Source organism: Companilactobacillus zhachilii (assembly GCF_003606365.2).
In the GTDB taxonomy this organism is placed as follows: Bacteria; Bacillota; Bacilli; order Lactobacillales; family Lactobacillaceae; genus Companilactobacillus; species Companilactobacillus zhachilii.
On sequence record NZ_CP031933.2, the window covers coordinates 2,666,681 to 2,685,765 of the forward strand.

Sequence of the window (19,085 nt, forward strand, 5' to 3'; positions counted from 1 at the left end):
AATTGATTAATTTGTATAACGGTATACCACATCGTGCAACAACTGCACAACTGATTCTTTGGCTTTTTCGTCATAGTAGCGTGCAAATCTATCGTCCGCCAAATACATATCAACTAGACCTCGGTGAGCTTGGGTATTGTAACTAGGCCAAGTGTATTGAAGCCACTGTTTGTGCTCTTGATAAATTTTTTCAGCTAACGGTGATTCCAAATCAGGCTTTTTCGTCAACATTACTAAGTCATCAATTAACTGTTTTTCAATTGTTTGCATAGCTTGAAAGTCCTTTTCAGTTAAATTTGAAAATTTCTGATTGGACTGCTCCACTGTTTTTTCACCATACTTCTGGCGGATTTCTGTTCCAAAGTTAGCCTCATTTTCATGCAATTTTTGTTGTTTAAAGGCTTGAAATTTCTCTGTATCTGTCATTTTTATTTCTCCATGATAATCTTTTATGGTCTGATCAATATTTGTTAGGAGTCGTTCAATTTCTACTTGCTTGTCTTTCAGCATTTTTCGTTGGTCCTCTAAGGCCTGCAGGCGTGAAAAATTAGGATCATCCAAAAGCTGTTTAATTTGATTGAGTGGGAAACTTAACGAGCGATAAAACATGATTTGTTGTAATTTATTTACATTTTTTTCATCATAAATACGATAATTACTTTTATTAACCTCTTCTGGTTTCAATAAACCAATTTGGTCATAATATCTCAATGTACGCGTACTGACACCAGCCAACTCGGCTAATTTTTTAATTGTATATTTCATAAATATCTCTCCCAACAATTTGCATTTTAAAGGTTTACGCTACGTCAAGGTCAAGCAAAACTGCTAAAAATTGCCCACTTTTTTCATAATTCCTGTTAAGATAAGGGTTAATAATTATTAGGTGGGTGACTATATTGAATGAATTTACACAAGTTTTAACTATTGCTGGTTCCGACTCTGACGGTAGTGCCGGAGCACAAGCTGACTTAAAGACATTTATGGCTCGTGGCGTATACGGAATGTCCGTATTGACTGCTGCAGTTGCTGGTAATTCATACGGAATACACGATAGCGTGAATATGCCAGCTAGTTTTATCCAAAACCAAATTAAAGATATCAAAGATGACTTCAAAGTTTCAGCTTTTAAAACTGGTATGTTATCTGATTCAGAAATTATTCATACAGTAGCAGATGCCATTAAGGACGAGCCTTTTGGTACTTTTGTCCTTGATCCTGTTATCATTACTAAACATGGTGCCATGCTTCTAGAAGCTGAAGCTTACCAAACTTTGATCGATGAATTGTTCCCTCTTGCTGATTTGATTACACCTAACTTTTATGAAGCCAAGAAACTTTCTGGTCTAGAATTAGAAAATAGAGAAGAAATTGTTAAGGCTGCTCATAAATTACGCAAATTAGGACCAAAAAATATTATGATAAAGGGTGAACATAGTGACGACTCAATTTCTGAAGTTGAAGACTACGTTCTACTAGAAGATGGCCAATCATTCTGGATCTCTGAACCATATGTCAAAACTGAACATATCAACGGTACTGGTGATACATTGTCATCATGTATCGTAGCCGAAGTTGCTAAGGGTCAAAGTATGGAAGATGCCATCAAGACTGCAAAAACATTTACTTACAATGCTATTAAACATGAAATTGCTGTGGGACATAAATATGGTCCTATTAACCATTTTATAAAGGATGATATACAATAGTATTTGTTAGTAAAATTGGAGGTTTATCTATGGTAAGAATAACAAAAATTTCTGCCGGAATTTTATTACTTATACTGTCAATTATTTTAATGATTAAAGCGGGTTTTGAGGGCTTCATCGCAGCACTAGTTGGTACTGGTGCGATTGGTGGTGCAGCAGGGATATTAATGGCTATTACTTACATTATTTCCGCTGCAATTTATATTTTAACCAATCGGACATACAGTATCGTGCCTGACATCGTAGGATTCGTCATCCTTATCCTCGGTGGTCTGATGGGACTTTTCAACGCCAACATGCCTGGTGCTGGATTTCTTAAAATCTGGGCTTGGGTTGGAATTATTATCGGTGCGATCGACTTGATTATCGTTATTGTCGACATGATTATGAACCCTGCTCCTGCTGAAGAACCTGAGGAACAATTCGACAATAATAATCAGTTCAACAATCAACCAAATAATCAATTCAATCAACAACCACAATTCAACCAACCAAATCAATTTAATCAACAACAAAATTACGGTTATAATCCTTACCAGAACAATAACCAAGGATTCAACCAAAACCAAGGTCAAAATCCTAACCAATTTCAAGCAAATCAAAATGGGCAATTTAATCAGCCTAACCAATTTAATCCGCAACAAAATCAAATGAACCAACAACAACCAATGAACCAAAATGGGAATTTTAACAATGGTAACTTTAACCAGCCACAAATGAATAATAATCAAATGGGTAATGGCTACAATAACCAAGGACAATTTCCAAATCAGAATCAAAATATGAATCAACAATCAATGAATCAAAGACGAGGTAATTTCCAACAACCTCAAAATAATAATCAATTCAATAATCCTAACCAGTACAATGGTCAAGGACAAATCAACCAACCAAATCAAAACTTTGCTCCAAATAATCAATTTAACCAACAACCTAGAAACATGAATAATCAACCTAACCAACAATTTGGTCAGAACAATCAAATGCAACTAGGAGCTCCACAACAAAATCAAAATCTTAATAATATGAATCGGACAAGAAGCCGAAGTCATCATTAGGATTTTCAGAGAGTGTGACAAAACATGGTCAGCTTTCGAGCATTAAGGCAAATAAGACCCGCAATCCGATTTTGGATTGTGGGTTTTATTTGTTTTAAGCGGAAAAAGCTATGTTTTGTTGCACGTTTATGTTGCATGTTTAAGGCGAAAATAGTTATGTCACAGCCCCTTTTTATAGCCGTTTTAAATCCTTGCTACGGGACTTTAACACTCACTATCTCAGACTATTTCATCTAACAATATAAAAACCACAAGCTAGCCGCAGGGTGAGCGAAATTTAGTCCGCCGTGAAGGTGGTGTAATGGCATTAGACATTACACCACGGGACGAATTTTGAAATTCGAGCGGTTTTCTCGAAGTTCAAAATCGAGATTCGAGACCGCCCTTTGGCTCGAATCGGTCCCCACAGCGGACTAAATTTCTCTCTCCCTGCGGCGGCCTATTTCAATAAAAAAAATATTATTAATTATTAGTTTTTCCATAAAATGGCACCCTTTTCATTTTCGTAAAATATCTTTATAAATAATGGTCCGCACTCGTTTTTTAAACGGTTATATTTTATATGTAAGATCAATATACTGATTTATCTTTTTTATTTGACAAGCTCAGCTGATATGAGTCTTTTAATCCCCGTCAAAAGTAGATTTTCATGGGATTGGAAACGATTTTTTCACAAGTATAAATCTTGCCAAATACTTTAATTAATCATATGATAAATCTGTATATATAAGGGTATAAATTAATGTTTTAAGGAGGTTATCGCCATGCTCGGTATTGGTTTAAGCATTGTCTCTTTGGCACGTTTCCAATTTGCGATGACAACTGTTTTCCATTTCTTCTTTGTTCCATTTTCAATTGGAATGGGCTTTCTTGTTGCAATCATGGAAACTCTTTACGCTGTCAAAAAAGACAAAGTTTACTTAGATATGGCAAAGTTCTGGGGTAAGATTTTTCTATTGAGCTTTGCTGTTGGTATTGTTACTGGTATTATTCAAGAATTCCAATTCGGTATGAATTGGTCTGAATACTCACGTTTCATGGGTGATGTGTTCGGTGCTCCATTGGCTATCGAAGCACTGTTGGCATTCTTCATTGAATCTGTCTTTATCGGTATTTGGATGTTTACTTGGGATCGTTTCAAACCAGGTGTTCACGCCTTTATGATTTGGATGACTTCAATTGGTACCATGCTTTCAGCTATTTGGATCTTAGCTGCTAATAGTTTTATGCAACATCCTACAGGTTTCAAAATCAATAACACAACTGGTCGAATTCAATTGACTGATTTCGGCGCTGTCGTTGCTAATCCTCAACTATGGAAGGTCTTTCCACACGTTATTTTAGCTGCTTTCATGACTGCTGCTGTTGTTATTACAGGTATGAGTGCTTATGGACTTTTACGTAAGAAGAAGGATGAAAATCATTTCTTCAAGACATCATTACGTTTTGGTCTTTGGGCAAGTTTAATTTTCGCTATTCTTTCTGCTGGTGCCGGAGATCTTCAAACACAACAAATTATCAAAGATCAACCGATGAAATTTGCTGCTACTGAAGGTATCTACGAAGACACCAAAGACCCTGCACCTTGGACAGTCGTTGAATTAATCAACGCTAAAGACCACAAGGCAAGCGGTCAGATCGAAGTTCCAGGTGTTTTAAGTATCTTGGCTTACCACAAGTTAAGTGGTTCTGTTAAAGGTATGAACACTATCAATAAAGAATTACATGCTAAGTATGACAAACAATTTGGTAAGGACATGGATTACTATGTTCCACCTAAGACTCTTTTCTGGAGTTTTAGAGTTATGACAGGTATCGATGCACTTATCATGTTGGTTTCATTTGTTGGTTTGATCTTCTCACGTAAGAAGAAAGATACTATTGAAAACCACAAGTGGATGCTAGTTGTCTTGGGTCTTTGCATTTGGGTTCCATTTATCGGTAATTCAGCCGGTTGGTTCATTACTGAATTCGGCCGTTACCCATGGATCGTTTATGGACTCTTCACAATCGCTCAAGCTGTTTCACCAACTTCAACTGTTGCTAGTCTCTTGTTTAGTAATATCATTTACTTCTTGCTCTTTACCCTTTTGGGTGGCGTTATGGTTTGGTACAGTAGACAAACGCTTCATCATGGACCTTACTTTGAAGAAGCAGACTCTAAACAAAACGTTGACCCATTTGCAAAGGAGGCCTTTGGAAAATGACACTCAGTACATTATGGTTCATCGTAATCGGACTTCTATTTGCTATCTTCCTCTTCTTAGAGGGATTTGATTTTGGTGTCGGTATGTCCACTCGTTTCTTAGCTAAGGACGAAGCTGAACGTGCCGCAATCATGTCATCTATCGGTCCTCATTGGGACGGTAACGAAACATGGTTAGTTACTGCTGGTGGTGCGATGTTTGCTTCACTACCTATGTGGTATGCATCATTGTTTTCAGCCTATTACATTCTTTTCCTACTCGTTTTAGTTGGTTTGATTCTACGTGGTGTTTCCTTCGAGTTTCACAAACATGCTGAAACAAGCACGGGTCGTAATCTTTGGATGTGGGCCTTTTTCGTTGGTAGTATCATCCCACCATTCTTCTTATGTATGATTCTTTTGAGTATGGTTCAAGGTATTCCAATGAATGCTAACGGCGATGCTTTCCCTAAGTTCTTCGACGTTGTTAACTTATTATCAATCGTCGGTGGCGTTGCCGGAGTATTGCTATCACTCGTTCACGGATTAAACTTCATCAGATTAAGAATGGAAGGTCCATTACGTGATCGCGCTCGTAAATTAAATAAAATTCTTTACCCAATTCTTTTCCTTGGTGAAGTAGTCTTCGCAGTCCTTGTCTTCTTACAAACAGACTTCTTTACTAAGAGATTTACTTCATCTTTAATCATCACAGCCCTAATTGTTTTATTCTCGCTATTGGGCTACTATGGAGTCCTAAAGAATAGAGAAGGTTGGAGCTTTGCTGGTAGTGGATTATCACTAAGTATGGTCATTGTTTTATTATTCAACGGACTATTCCCACGTGTCATGATTGCTACTAATCCAGCACACAGTATTTTGATTAAAAATGCTGCTAACTCACAATATACCTTGACGATTATGACAATTGTCGCCTGCATCTTGGTACCAATTGTGGCTATTTACTTCATCTGGTCATACTCTCTATTCACAAAGAGAATAAATCCAAGAGAGAATACGGTGAAATATTAATGATTGATAAGCGTTTATTTCGCTTACCAGGAACAAAACAACTATTTCTAATGCTTGCAGGATTAACTCTCTTGCAAGCATTTGTTGTTTTATTCCAAGGTAAGTATTTAGCAGAAGCATTAGTAAATTCTTGGGAACAAAAGTCCTTGCAAACGATCATCTATCCGATGGTCTTTTTTGCGATAGCTTTTGTTCTACGACATCTTTTTAATTGGCTCAACACCAAAATAGTTGAAAATTATGCTAGTAAGACGTCGGAGAATATTCGGTCACAATTATTGGAAAAAGTATATGTTGCTGGTCCCGAAATGATTTCTGAAGAAGGAACCGGTAATTTGGTGACCTCTTCTCTGGACGGTATCGATTTAATTGAAAACTACTTCAAATTGATTTTTACCAAGTTAATGAATATGTCGATTATTCCGCCAGTTTTATTAGTCTATATTTATATGCAAAACGTGGCATCAGGAATTACTCTAACAGTGATTGTCCCCTTAGTAATACTCTTTATGATCATCTTAGGACTCGCTGCACAGTCAAAAGCAGATGCCCAGTATAAACAGTACACAATTCTATCAAATCACTTCTTAGACGCTCTTAGAGGCTTACCAACTCTAAAAATGTTAGGGCTAAGTAAACGCTATGCCAAAAATATCTACACTGTCAGTGACGAATATCGCCGTCGGACAATGAATACTTTACGGATTGCGATTTTATCGACTTTTGCTCTCGATTGGTTGACAACCTTAGGAATTGCGATTTTAGCAGTCTTCTTAGGCCTAGGCTTGATCAACAACAGTTTTCCGCTCTTTCCTGCTCTAGTTACTTTAATTTTGGCACCTGAGTACTTCCTACCTTTGCGTGATTTTTCCAATGATTACCACGCAACGTTAAATGGGAAAAATGCTTTGAATGCTATCTTTGAAATTTTAGACCGTCCTAGTGTCGCAAAAGATGACACACTAACAGATTTTTCTTGGAATCAAGATTCAAAAGTAGACGTTAAAAATCTTCAATTCACCTATCAAGGTTCTGGTGAACAAGCTGTCAGTCTAGATATTGATAGCCTCAAACTTGCAGGCTACCAACGTGTCGGCGTTATCGGTAAATCCGGTTCTGGTAAAACAACTTTGATCCGTACTTTAGGCGGTTTTCTGGTGCCTGATAAAGCCGATATCAAAATAAATGACCAGTCGATTCCTAACTTCAAGCAGACTAATTGGCAAAAGAAATTAACCTTCTTACCACAATCACCATATTTGTTTGCTGGCTCAATTGCTGAAAATATTGCCTTCTATCGTCCTAAAGCTTCAATGGATGAGATAAAAAAAGCCGCTCATGCGGCCGGTTTGGATGACTTTTTGAACACTTTAAATTCTGGCTATGACACACAGATTGGTGAAGGTGGCCGTGGCATTTCTGGTGGTCAACAGCAACGAATCATGTTAGCTCGGGCATTTCTAGCTGATGATCGTCATGTTTTAATTTTTGACGAACCAACAGCTCACTTAGATATCGAAACAGAATATGCTTTAAAGAAACCTATGGAACAGCTTTTCCAAAATCATCTCGTTATCTTTGCAACCCATCGGCTCCACTGGATCAAAGAAATGGATTATGTCATCGTTATGGATAATGGACAAATTGCTGAACAAGGTACTCCTGAAGAACTCGGGCGTCATAACGGTGCCTATTCTCAATTAATTAATAATATGCGAGGTGATCAACTATGAATTTCTTCAAGACATTCAAACATGATACTTGGGTCAAACCATATATCAAACAATACAAAGGTTTGTTGATCACTGCTTTAATTTTAGGATTATTAACTTCTTTCTGTGCCGCCGCTTTGATGTTCACATCCGGTTATACAATCGATAAAGCCGCCACTCATCCAGTTAATATCTTATTAATTTATGTGCCAATTTTATTAACCCGTGCTTTCGGTATTGGTCGTCCAGTTTTTAAATATATCGAACGTCTCAAAAGCCATAATTGGGTGCTACGTGTTACTTCCGACTTAAGAACCCGTCTCTACAAAACGCTTGAAAGTGACGCTTCATTCTTTACTGAACACCATAAAACTGGTGACATCATGGGACTGCTATCAGAAGATATCAGCCACTTGCAAAATCTTTATTTAAGAACTATTTTTCCAGCAGTTATTTCATATTTACTAACAATCATTGGTTCATTAGCACTAGGTATTTTTAATCCTTCATTTGGCTTTTTCGTCTTCCTATTGCTCTTTGTTGAAGTATTTATCGTTCCATTATTTTCCGTTGCAATTGAAAGTGCCCGTCGTGCCTATCAAAAGGAAGTCAAAAGTGACCTCTATGTTCAATTGACCGATAATATTTTAGGTGTTGACGATTGGATTATTTCCGGTCGAAAAGATGACTTTAAAAATCTTACTTCCAAAAATATTCACGACTTAGATCAATCAAAAAACAAGTCGAAAGCTTTCCGTCGTAACCGTGACTTTGCTTTACAATTAGTCTTCGCAGCTATGGTAGTTTGTTTCCTAATTTTTACTAATCTGACCATGACTCATAATCAGGAACAAGCTAACTTCGTTGCTGCCGTTGTCTTAGCCGTTTTCCCACTATCTGACGCTATTATTCCTGTCAGTCAAGGCTTCGAAGAATGGCCTGTCTATAAAGATTCAATTTTACGACTCAATACTATCAAGCCCGTTCCCAATACCTTACCTGAACAAGTGGAATTAAAGCCGGCTGACTTCAAAACTTTAAAGCTTGATAACATTACTTTCGAATATAACGATGACTCACCAATTTTAATCAAGAATTTTTCGCAAACAATCAAACGTGGTGAAAAATTGGCGCTCTTAGGGCCAAGTGGTATTGGTAAAACTACTATTCTCCAATTGATTTTAGGTGACTTATCGCCCCAACAAGGTCAAGTCAAAATTAATGATCTTGATATTTCACAAATTCAAGTTCATCGTGAACAAATTTTTTCTGTATTGAATCAGAAGCCATTTCTTTTCAATACAACCTTACTTAACAATGTGCGCTTAGGTAACGAACATAAATCAGATGCGGAAGTAAAGAAAGCTCTGGAGCGCGTCGGTTTAAAAGATTTAGTCGAATCATTGCCTGACAAATACAATACAATTGTTGGTGAAAATGGTTCTCGTTTCTCCGGTGGTGAGCAAGAACGGATTGCTTTGGCACGTATCCTCCTTCAGGATGCACCAATCGTCTTACTAGATGAACCTACCGTTGGACTAGATCCAATCACGGAAAACGACTTGCTGGAGACCTTCTTTGACGTTTTGAAAGATAAAACAATTATCTGGGTCACTCATCATTTACAAGGCATCAATCATGTTGACCATGTGGTCTTTATGAATAGTGATGAAATCGAAATGGAAGGTGCACCTGAGGAACTTTATCAAAGTAACGCACATTTCCAAGAACTTTATAAAATGGACCAAGGATTATAGGCGTTATAACGTTATATCTAAATTTGTTAATATCAAAAAAGGTAGATGAAATCTGAACGGATTTTATCTACCTTTTTTTTCAATATTTAAATTTAAGCTTTTACCTAAAGATTAAATATACTTTAAATGCTTGGCACTACAGAACTATATCCCAATTTACTAACTATTTTAATCCCTTAATGTGGAATAACTGCTCCATTAATTGCACCAATAAAACTGTCTTTCAACGATTTTCGGGACAACGTTCTTAATTCATTTATAACGTCGTTTTGTTCTGAACTAAAGTGATATTTTTTACTCAAGGCCAACCTCTGAAAAGAAACATCCAAATCACTGATTGCATCCTGAACCTGATTAAATTGTTGACTAACTTTTTCGGGGCGATTAATGTCATTATATGCTTTTTGAATCAAACTTTTCACTTGCTCATCATCTTTAGGTGTAGACTTATCCAATCGCTCTAAAAGGTTATCTATCTTTCCAACAAAAGCCTCTTTTTTCTGACTATTCATATATACTCCGAACTAATTATTTTATTCTATTAACTAATCGCTTAACGACAGCCTTTAAGACTTTTTGACTGTTATTTTTTGGTAGTTTATCAAGTTCATCAATAGCTCGTTTGGTATAACTCCGGGCAATATCTTTCGCCTGATTCAAATATCCATTATCAACCACGATATTCGTAGCCATTTTATCATCAGTCGATGTTAGCTCTGCTTTGGATAACACCTCGACCAATTGTTCATTCCCCGCTTCCAATCCCAAAATATATGGCAGCGAGTAAACGCCGTTTTTCAAATCTTCATGTGCTGGTTTACCTGTCTGTGTTGAGTTGCTGAAATCTAAAATATCATCAATGATCTGAAAGGCCATTCCGATATCATGTCCAATGCCCTTACAACGGTCAATCAAATCTTGGTCTCCACCACTGACAACTGCACCCATAGCAGCACTCAAACTGAACAGTTCGGCTGTTTTACCAGAGATTTCATGCAAGTACATCTCGGTCGTTGCCTTAACGTTGAAATTGATCAACATTTGGTCTAGTTCACCAACTAAAATTTTCTTCATGCTAAGTGCATTGCGTAAAATATCAAGATTTGACGTTAAATTGCGAGAAATCAATTCAAAATATAATGTAAACAAATAATCACCCGCATAAATAGCGTTACGACGACCGTATTTAGTATGAATCGTTGGTTGTGAACGGCGTAACGGAGAATCGTCAATCACATCATCATGAATCAACGTTGCAACGTGTAAAATTTCTAGCGACGCCGCCAACGGAATCAGTTCAGCCGTTGTTTTTTTATTTTCCCCAAAGTCACTGAACAGCAAGAAAAAGGCCGGACGCAACATTTTGCCACCAGAAGTTAAATCAATGATCATGGAACTGATATCAAGATTGTTGATTTTCACTGCTTGATGAATATAATCAGTCGTTAAATCTAACTTTTCTCCGAGCTGAGGATAACTTTTCCATATTGTATTCGCCATAAAATATTTCTTACCCCTATAACTTTGTTGTTTTCTAATTACTTAATCAAGATAATTTTATAATAACGCACGATACTAGTAAATTATCTTCTAATGCATACATGACGCTAAGATGTGTCTTCAAATTATTTATATTATGAATATGCCGTCTCCAGATTCGGACAGTGGTCACTGGCGGTGCGGAACGGCCCGAGCCAAGGTCTCGGACCTCGGTTTAAGCCTTGCAAGTTCGGCAAGTCTTAAACACGCCCGGTGGTGTAAGAGCTAAAGCTCTAACGCCACTTTCACTGCCCGTAACCACTGTCCGAATCTTCCGACTAGTTCTTTATAAACTCTAAAATGGCTTGATACCTCAAATACTTTTTCTGGCTTTCATTACCATCTTGATAGGATTCTGGAACAACCATGCTCTTAAAATATTTATCCGTATAAGAATAGATTCTTCTCAAACTAAGAAGAATAAACCAGCCGGCAAGAGCAAGAAATTTTGGTTGCTGTACAGGTGGCGTTAGGGATTTATCCCTTACACCACGGGACGACTTTTGAAACTCGCGGTTTTTGCGAGGTTCAAAATCGAGATTCGAGACCGCCCTTTGGCTCGAATCGGTCCCCATAGCGACCAAAATTTCTTGCTCTTGGAGGCGGCATATTTAACCAGCACCACGAATCCCACTATCAAATTAATTTTCAAAACCAATCAATAACACTCACTCAAATTTCCCAGTAGTTTTATAATAAAACAGACTACAAAAACAAAAGGAATGATTATTTGAAACCATCTGTCTTCTTCGAACTTGTCGAGATTAAAGCTAAAACAGCCAGTGTCTTCCCATTTCTCATGGGAACTTTGTATTCATATTATCACTGGCACTCTATTAACGCTCTCGATTTGATTCTCTTTTTTATTGCCATGTTTTTATTCAATATGGCTGTCGATATTAACGACAATTACTGGGATTATAAAAATGCCACTGGCGTTGAAAGCTTCCGTCGTGACACTAACGTTATCGGCATCAATCATCTGAATATTCATCTAATTGGTTGGCTCGACTTTTCATTTACCGCCATCGCCGCTATTATCGGTTTATTCATTGTTTCTAGAACCGGATTACCATTACTCTATTTAGGACTCTTCTCATTTGCAGTTGGCTTTTGCTATGCTGGTGGTCCTTGGCCTATCAACCGTGGTCCTCTAGGAGAATTTTTCTCCGGTTTCACAATGGGCTATATCATCTACTTAATTGCCATTTACATTAACGTGGTCCACAATCCAGTTGTCATTTTGGACTTCAAGTTTTATGCGGATGCTTTACTATCATCACTACTGACTTTTTTTGCCATTTCCAACTTACTCTTAGCCAACAATATTGCTGACCAAGAAGAAGATGTGAAATTAGGTCGTAAAACACTGGTTTACTATTTGGGCAAAGCTAATACTATTTTTATTCTCAAATCTTTATACGTACTAGGCTATCTAGCACTACTTTGTTCTGTTATTTTAGGATTATTGCCTAAAATGATGCTCTTAACTTTTCTTATTACTCCCATTGTCTACAAAAATGCCAAAGCTTTCAGTAAAAATCCTATCAAAAAGAAAACTTTCCCTTTGATTATCAAGAATCTTTTACTGATCACTTTGGCAGAGACAGTGACATTTATTTTGGGCGTGATCTTTAATTTTTAACGCCATCTAATAATTTAGCAAAACCATATGTATCCTGAGCAATCATCAATTCCTCATTGGTTGGAATGGTGTACGCCGCAATTTTAGAATCATCAGTTGTTATTCTAATTTCTTTACCACGAACTTGGTTATTCTCTTGATCGATCTTCAAGCCCATGAACTCAAATCCACTAAGAATATCTTCACGGACTTCAGCCGAATTTTCACCGACACCAGCGGTAAAGGCAATTACGTCGATACCACCCATTTCAGCAATGTATGAGCCCATAAACTTAATAATGCGATTACGATACATTTCCAAAGCCAATTTAGCTCGTTGGTTAGTATCTTCTGCTGCTTCAATATCACGCATATCGGGTGAAACACCTGAAATGCCTAACAATCCTGACTTATGATTCAAAATATCAATCATGTCGTTGATATCAGTAATATCAAGTTTTCTCATCAAGTATGGCAAAATTGAAAAGTCGATATCACCGCTACGAGAACTCATCATAATTCCGGCTAGTGGTGTGAAGCCCATTGAAATATCAAAGGCTTTACCATGCTTGATTGCACTAATTGAAGCGCCGCTTCCTAAATGAAGTACGATAACATTTTTATCTTGAATTCCACCATCAACAATTTTATCCAAACGTTGAGCGATATAACGATGACTTGTACCATGTGCGCCATAACGACGAACATGGTATTTTTTGTAGTCATCCATATCGATACTGTACATGTAATTTTCTTTTGGAATATCAACGAAAAATGATGTATCAAAGACAGCCACTTGAATAGCCTTAGGTACCAATTTCTTGAAAACGTCAATGTAATATGCTTCGACCTTGTTATGTAACGGTGCATATTCCGATAAATCTTCAATTTTACGTAAGTTTTCTTCTGTAACGATTTCCGACTTCTTAAACTCTTCTCCACCGGCAACAACACGGTGACCAAAAGCGACAATATCTTCAAAACGGTCAATGATCTTCATGTCTTTTAAGGCATCAAGAATTGACAAAACAGCGACATCATTGGATTTGATGGCTTCTTCATGTTCAATTTTTTTACCGTTATACTTCAACTTGAACACAGCTTTAGGACTACCCAGGCGATCAATCATACCTGATGCAATTGTTGTTTTTTCAGGCATTTCAAAAAGTTTCCACTTCAAGGTTGAACTACCTGCGTTTATAGCCATAATCTTCATACAAAAACTCTCCTTTTTTTGGTCTAGGTATTCTCTTTAAATAGCTTTATACCAGACTTTACACCAATATAAAAAAATGCTACTCTTTAGTAACTATTATAAGTCTTTTTATGGGGGAATTCATTCGTGAAATTTTTAGACATGCTACGTAAAATTGATGAGAAGCCAGAGCAGCCCGTAACACCCGCTCCTAATTCTCCTAAAAAGGACCAAAGTCCTGAACAAAGCGCTCCAGAATCAACTTCTGATAGCCAAGTTGCCACGCAACCAGAGAATGAAAAAGAGAATCTACCAATGTCTGTTCATGATAAACGTATCAATATTGAAGAGCAAATGAACGATCTTTCTCATCAATATGCACAATTACGCAACGACCTTAAAACGAACCTTTTCACTGAAAAAGATGATTTCGAAGCTAAGAAAGATACGCTTGATAAGTATCTTAAGACACTTAAGCGTGATGAAAAAGAATCAAACGATAAACTTGCCGATACAAAAGCCCAAAACGATGATGCTGCTAAAGAACATTTAGCTAGTGTCAATGCTGATCGTAAAGAACAAGAAGAGAATCTTGCCAAATTACAATCAGAATTAAACGAATTGAATGCCGAAATCAATACTAAGACTGCCAAGCTAGAATCACTTCAAAGTGATTTGGCTAAAAATGAACAATCCGAAGCAGATATGTCAACTTCTATCAAAGAAGAAAAAGACTTACAAAAGATGCTTACTTTGATGGAAGACCAAAAAAATTCTATCAATACACTTTATGACCAAAGAAAAGATCTTAAGAGTCAAATCAATGATGCTCAAGAAGATATTACTAAACTTAACGGTGAAGCTGACGACTTAAATACCAATATCCGTCAAGTTAACTCCCAAATCAATGATTTCAAACAACAAGCAAATGAAATCGAAGACAAGATGAAGAGCGACCACAACTACCGAATCGAAACAATCGCCGGTCTGGAACGTCATATCCAAAGTCTTGGTGAAGAACATTCTAAAATTGATGGTGAACTCAGTGAAGTTAATGACAACATCGACTACATCAGCAAATATATTAAAGATGTCTTCCATTCAGCTTATCTAGTGCGTGACGTTTATCTTGATAAAGATAAAGAATATTACGTAGCTGCCGATGATTTTGGTTCTGAAGCAGTTCAAAATGACCTCTTCGGTATGATCAACTACCTTGAAACTAAACTTCAAAAGCCCGTTACAGTTGTTTCAACTTTCTATAACAATCATATCCACGAAATCATTGACGCTAAAGCAAAGTCAGAACACTTACCAATTCCAAACGTTGTTAATCTTTTTGATCAACTTCAATCAAGTCCTAATCCTACTGACAAAAAGGTCGCTATTCCGGCCAATGAAAGCTGGGTAACTAGAACTGATGTCGAATCACAAGATACTTTCATCTATGATCAAAAACAAACTTTACTTATGACAGTTGAATACTTCGATAAGAATATTGATCGGATTAACTATTACAAGAACGATCAAATCGTTAAGACAAATATTTATAACGGTGATGGTCAATTATCATCAACCCAAAACTTCAATAAGAACAAGGAACTATCTGAACAAAACTTCTATAGAACTGATGGTTCAATCGTATTAACAGTTATTTTTGAAAAGAACAAACCTGTCAGTTACCAACTATTTGACAAGAATGGTCTTTTGGAACATGACTTCAATGAAAAGTCAGAGCTTATCACATGGTGGCTAAAGAGTATCTCTCCAAATACCGAAAACTCAGTCTTTGTTGGTAACAATTCTGATTTACTATATCAACTAATCATGAGTGTTAATAGTATTTCTAGTGACGATACAATTCGTCTACTCCAAGATGTTGTTAAGAATATCGATGCTGTAATTGATTTGCTTGATAAAAATAACGATATTAAAGATATCTTCGTTCAAACAGATGACGACCTTCACGCAATTGAGAATAAGACAAACCGTGATATTAGTGTTAGTGTTATTAATACATCAAGCAACGGCATGTTATCTCTTCCCGAATCATTAAAAATCTAAATTAAAAACGCTCATTCGTGAGTGTTTTTTTATAATTATTGCGAAAGTGAAAGAAGTTATGAAAACTATATCGATTATCGTTCCTTGTTTTAACGAAGAGGAAACCATTAATATTTATTATGACGCGATGACCAAACTCAAAGAGGAAACTAATAAATTCAAGATTGAATATTGGTTCATTGACGATGGTTCAAAAGACCGCACTTATTCAATTCTCAAAGATCTACAAAAAAACCACAGTGACGAAGTTCACTTCATTTCTTTCTCAAGAAATTTTGGTAAAGAAGCGGCGTTATATGCTGGTCTTAACGCTGTAACTGGTGACTATACTGCCGTTATGGACGTTGATTTACAAGATCCTCCTGAGATGTTACCTGAAATGTTCGATCTTCTTGAAAAGAACGAATATGATTGTGTCGGTACCGCTCGTATGGACCGTGAAGGCGAAAATAAAATTATTTCCTTCTTCTCTGAAGGCTTTTACAAAGTCATCAATAAAATGTCACAAACTAAAATCATCCCCGGTGCTAGAGATTACCGCTTAATGACTAGACAGATGGTCGAAGCAATCAAATCAATGACCGAATACAACCGTTTTTCTAAGGGAATCTTCAGTTGGGTTGGTTTCAAAACCAAATACTTACCTTACAAAAACCGTGAACGCTCAGCTGGTACAACCTCATGGAACTTCTGGAAACTACTCAAGTATGCCATTACCGGTATCGTCGATTTTTCCGAAGGCCCATTAATGTTTGCTACATGGATGGGAACAATTTTCTCCATCACTTCAATAGTTGCAATTATTGGAATAATCATCAGAAAATTCATTAATCCATTAAGTAGCGTTAACGGCTGGGCTTCACTAGTATCAATCGTTTTATTGATCGGTGGAATTCAATTGCTCAGTATTGGTATTTTGGGGGAATATATCGGGAAAATTTTCCTAGAAGTGAAGAAACGTCCAATTTATATCGTTAAAGATAAAAAGTAACAGCAGCATAGAAATGAGAATTATTCACATCATTTCTGCGCTGCTTTTTTTTTATATTTCATCTCTCGAATTGAGAATAATCAACCTGTAATATTCCAAACTACTTACCATTCATCCAAAACAAAGAATAACTTAGCCGGAAGAAGCAAGAAATTTAAGTCGCTGTGCAGGTGGTGTAAGAGCTTTAGCTCTTACACCACGGGACGACTTTTGAAATTCGCGTACTTTGCGAAGTTCAAAAGCGAGCTTGGAGACCTTGGCTCCGAGCGGTCCCCATAGCGACTTAAATTTCTTGATTCTGGAGGCGGCCCCCCACAAAAATAACTATTTAGATATTATCGCATGATAAACGATATACATTACTATATAATAATAGACGAATAGACTAAGGGGATTAAAAAAATGAATGTACGTGATCAGCAAGCTGAAAATACTAAGAAGGCAATTTTGAAAACTGCCGCCGAAATGTTTTTATCTCAAGGCTATCAAGCCACTTCAACGCGTAAAATCGCTCAAGAACTCAACATTACTCAACCAAACATGTATCACTATTATAAAAATAAAAAGGTCCTCTATGTGAAGGCCATTGAATATGCCGTCAGTGGCTTTAGTGACAATCTTTTAGACGCATATAAGAGCCACAAAGACCTACCTTTTGAAGAATTATTACTGTACATGTCTCAATATATGATTGAAAACTTCCGGATTAACTATTTTGTTATGCGAAATGATATTGAGAACTTCTTTACCGATGAAGAACGACGTGACCTCAGTAAAAACTGGGACGGAGGCTATTATAAAGTCCTCTTCAACGTCTTCCAATCTCACAAAAGTGAACTCCGTTCTGACCTTGCCATTCCGGTTCAAGTTGGAACTTTTTTGACAATGTTACTCCCTTACATTGAATACAATGATGCCAAAAGGAAGCGCAATATTGCTAATCTAAAAACGGTTATCAATATTTTTATCAATGGCATTAAGAAAGAATAGGAATTTGCCATGGAATTTATCACCCTTTTAGCATTAATGCTTTTCTTAACTCTCATCATCAGCCACCTGTTCAATCGTCTAAACTTACCTGCAGTTGTCGGCCAATTAATTTTGGGGGTCATCTTAGGTAAAGGCGTTTTGAACATCGTCAAACCCACCCATGAAGTGGAACTCTTTGCCGATATTGGCGTTATTTTATTGATGTTTCTAGCTGGTCTTGAGAGTGACCTAAAATTACTTCGTAAACATCTACTACCTAGTATCAACGTTGCTATTTGCGGCGTTATCTTACCTGTTGCCTTAACACTGGGAACAGCTTTAATATTTGGTATCAACTTAAAAGAAAGTATCTTCATGTCCGTTGTATTTGCCGCTACATCAGTTTCAATTTCGGTCGAAGTTTTGAAAAGTTTAAACTACCTTTCTAGTACGTCCGGAACCGTTATATTAGGAGCTGCGGTGGCCGATGATATTTTAGCTATCTCTATTTTGAGCGTTATGTCAGGAACTTTGACCGGTGACTTTTCACTCAAAAAAATCTTATTATTACTAGCTATGTGGATTTTCTTCGGCGTTTTAATTGTTGTCTTACACAAATGGGTTATCCCACAATTGATGAAATTATCAGATTACGTTGAAGCGACACATGCTCAAACGATCTTTGCCCTAGTAATTTGTTTCATCATGGCTTTTATCGCTGACAAAGTTCAATTGGACTCTGTTTTAGGTGCTTTCGTTGCCGGCATCGCGGTTTCAAATGCCGCTGATTTTGATGAAAAAGTTAGTCGTAATATTGAATTAATTGGTTATTCTGTCTTTATTCCTATTTTCTTTATTAGTATTGGTCTCAATTTAGAATTCAATAGCTTTATCCACGACTTCTGGCTCATCGCCCTCTTTACTATCACTGGAATTATCGGGAAACTCTTTGGTGCTGGCTTTGGCGCTCGTATCTCTGGCTTCGATATGAAGGATTCTTACGTCATCGGATCAGGTATGATTTCCCGTGGTGAAATGGCCTTGATCGTTGCACAAGTTGGATATGGGGTGCATCTATTATCAGAAGAATACTACTCAGCAGTTATTTTCAGTGTCATTTTAATTACAATTATTGCCCCATTCTTTTTAAAACACTCAATTAGTAAAAATCCTTTGTAGCATATGATTTTTAGAATCTACGCGAACGATATATAATAGTAACGTAAACGTTTAATTTCGAAATAGAAGGA

15 protein-coding genes are annotated in these 19,085 nt (G+C 36.9%); 11 read left to right on the forward strand and 4 right to left on the reverse strand.

The genetic code is table 11. The features are described 5' to 3' along the window. Nucleotides 1-6: 6 nt before the first annotated feature. Complete coding sequence (locus D1B17_RS12310) at nucleotides 7-765, reverse strand: MerR family transcriptional regulator (RefSeq protein ID WP_120141272.1); 759 nt, start codon at nucleotides 763-765, stop codon at nucleotides 7-9. Nucleotides 766-896: 131 nt separating this feature from the next. Between D1B17_RS12310 and thiD the strand changes: the two genes are divergently transcribed. From thiD to cydC, 6 genes are all read left to right on the forward strand, one after another. Further along, nucleotides 897-1,709 (forward strand): bifunctional hydroxymethylpyrimidine kinase/phosphomethylpyrimidine kinase, encoded by an 813-nt coding sequence (gene thiD, locus D1B17_RS12315; protein WP_166806717.1) that lies wholly within the window; start codon nucleotides 897-899, stop codon nucleotides 1,707-1,709. A 29-nt stretch (nucleotides 1,710-1,738) separates the two neighbouring features. Then, nucleotides 1,739-2,767 carry a hypothetical protein gene (locus D1B17_RS12320; protein WP_120141268.1) on the forward strand — a complete coding sequence of 343 codons (1,029 nt, stop codon included), beginning with the start codon at nucleotides 1,739-1,741 and terminating at the stop codon, nucleotides 2,765-2,767. Between the two features lie 764 nt (nucleotides 2,768-3,531). After that, complete coding sequence (locus tag D1B17_RS12325; protein WP_120141266.1) at nucleotides 3,532-4,974, forward strand: cytochrome ubiquinol oxidase subunit I; 1,443 nt, start codon at nucleotides 3,532-3,534, stop codon at nucleotides 4,972-4,974. Further along, entirely contained in the window at nucleotides 4,971-5,984 is a 1,014-nt protein-coding gene (cydB, locus tag D1B17_RS12330; RefSeq protein WP_120141264.1) for a cytochrome d ubiquinol oxidase subunit II, read from the forward strand. Before D1B17_RS12325 ends, cydB begins: the two co-directional genes overlap by 4 nt. Then, complete coding sequence (gene cydD, locus D1B17_RS12335) at nucleotides 5,984-7,717, forward strand: thiol reductant ABC exporter subunit CydD (protein WP_120141262.1); 1,734 nt, start codon at nucleotides 5,984-5,986, stop codon at nucleotides 7,715-7,717. Before cydB ends, cydD begins: the two co-directional genes overlap by 1 nt. Then, nucleotides 7,714-9,453 (forward strand): thiol reductant ABC exporter subunit CydC, encoded by a 1,740-nt coding sequence (cydC, locus tag D1B17_RS12340; protein WP_120141260.1) that lies wholly within the window; start codon nucleotides 7,714-7,716, stop codon nucleotides 9,451-9,453. Before cydD ends, cydC begins: the two co-directional genes overlap by 4 nt. Nucleotides 9,454-9,629: 176 nt before the next feature. On the opposite strand, the gene D1B17_RS12345 is transcribed toward cydC, so the two are convergent. Together D1B17_RS12345 and D1B17_RS12350 are read right to left on the reverse strand one after the other, a co-directional pair. Next, nucleotides 9,630-9,965: a bacteriocin immunity family protein gene (locus D1B17_RS12345; protein WP_120141258.1), complete on the reverse strand. Its 336-nt coding sequence runs from the start codon at nucleotides 9,963-9,965 to the stop codon at nucleotides 9,630-9,632. A gap of 16 nt (nucleotides 9,966-9,981) precedes the next feature. Continuing rightward, nucleotides 9,982-10,953, reverse strand: coding sequence for a polyprenyl synthetase family protein (locus tag D1B17_RS12350; RefSeq protein ID WP_120141256.1), 972 nt, complete (start codon nucleotides 10,951-10,953; stop codon nucleotides 9,982-9,984). Nucleotides 10,954-11,722: 769 nt separating this feature from the next. Here D1B17_RS12350 and D1B17_RS12355 point away from each other — a divergent pair. Continuing rightward, nucleotides 11,723-12,637 (forward strand): 1,4-dihydroxy-2-naphthoate polyprenyltransferase, encoded by a 915-nt coding sequence (locus tag D1B17_RS12355; RefSeq protein ID WP_120141252.1) that lies wholly within the window; start codon nucleotides 11,723-11,725, stop codon nucleotides 12,635-12,637. On the opposite strand, the gene D1B17_RS12360 is transcribed toward D1B17_RS12355, so the two are convergent. Then, nucleotides 12,627-13,832, reverse strand: a complete 1,206-nt coding sequence (locus D1B17_RS12360) for an acetate/propionate family kinase (protein WP_120141250.1) — start codon at nucleotides 13,830-13,832, stop codon at nucleotides 12,627-12,629. The genes D1B17_RS12355 and D1B17_RS12360 overlap by 11 nt on opposite strands. A 126-nt stretch (nucleotides 13,833-13,958) precedes the next feature. On the opposite strand from D1B17_RS12360, the gene D1B17_RS12365 reads away from it, so the two are divergent. From D1B17_RS12365 to D1B17_RS12380, 4 genes are all read left to right on the forward strand, one after another. Beyond that, a complete protein-coding gene (locus tag D1B17_RS12365) occupies nucleotides 13,959-15,875 on the forward strand; it encodes a coiled-coil domain-containing protein (protein WP_120141248.1) in 1,917 nt (638 codons plus the stop codon). A gap of 58 nt (nucleotides 15,876-15,933) precedes the next feature. Continuing rightward, nucleotides 15,934-16,866, forward strand: coding sequence for a glycosyltransferase family 2 protein (locus tag D1B17_RS12370; RefSeq protein WP_120141246.1), 933 nt, complete (start codon nucleotides 15,934-15,936; stop codon nucleotides 16,864-16,866). A gap of 402 nt (nucleotides 16,867-17,268) precedes the next feature. Further along, nucleotides 17,269-17,856 (forward strand): TetR/AcrR family transcriptional regulator, encoded by a 588-nt coding sequence (locus D1B17_RS12375; RefSeq protein ID WP_120141244.1) that lies wholly within the window; start codon nucleotides 17,269-17,271, stop codon nucleotides 17,854-17,856. A gap of 36 nt (nucleotides 17,857-17,892) precedes the next feature. Then, nucleotides 17,893-19,014, forward strand: a complete 1,122-nt coding sequence (locus D1B17_RS12380; RefSeq protein WP_240704415.1) for a cation:proton antiporter — start codon at nucleotides 17,893-17,895, stop codon at nucleotides 19,012-19,014. The last annotated feature ends 71 nt before the right edge of the window (nucleotides 19,015-19,085 follow it).

Bases quoted from the DNA above. Each gene is read 5' to 3' on its own strand.
- cydB (WP_120141264.1), top strand. From the start codon at position 4,971: ATGACACTCAGTACATTATGGTTCATCGTAATCGGACTTCTATTTGCT.
- D1B17_RS12320 (WP_120141268.1), top strand. From the start codon at position 1,739: ATGGTAAGAATAACAAAAATTTCTGCCGGAATTTTATTACTTATACTG.
- cydC (WP_120141260.1), top strand. From the start codon at position 7,714: ATGAATTTCTTCAAGACATTCAAACATGATACTTGGGTCAAACCATAT.
- D1B17_RS12350 (WP_120141256.1), bottom strand. From the start codon at position 10,953: ATGGCGAATACAATATGGAAAAGTTATCCTCAGCTCGGAGAAAAGTTA.
- D1B17_RS12370 (WP_120141246.1), top strand. From the start codon at position 15,934: ATGAAAACTATATCGATTATCGTTCCTTGTTTTAACGAAGAGGAAACC.
- D1B17_RS12360 (WP_120141250.1), bottom strand. From the start codon at position 13,832: ATGAAGATTATGGCTATAAACGCAGGTAGTTCAACCTTGAAGTGGAAA.
- D1B17_RS12345 (WP_120141258.1), bottom strand. From the start codon at position 9,965: ATGAATAGTCAGAAAAAAGAGGCTTTTGTTGGAAAGATAGATAACCTT.
- D1B17_RS12325 (WP_120141266.1), top strand. From the start codon at position 3,532: ATGCTCGGTATTGGTTTAAGCATTGTCTCTTTGGCACGTTTCCAATTT.
- D1B17_RS12310 (WP_120141272.1), bottom strand. From the start codon at position 765: ATGAAATATACAATTAAAAAATTAGCCGAGTTGGCTGGTGTCAGTACG.
- cydD (WP_120141262.1), top strand. From the start codon at position 5,984: ATGATTGATAAGCGTTTATTTCGCTTACCAGGAACAAAACAACTATTT.
- D1B17_RS12375 (WP_120141244.1), top strand. From the start codon at position 17,269: ATGAATGTACGTGATCAGCAAGCTGAAAATACTAAGAAGGCAATTTTG.
- D1B17_RS12380 (WP_240704415.1), top strand. From the start codon at position 17,893: ATGCTTTTCTTAACTCTCATCATCAGCCACCTGTTCAATCGTCTAAAC.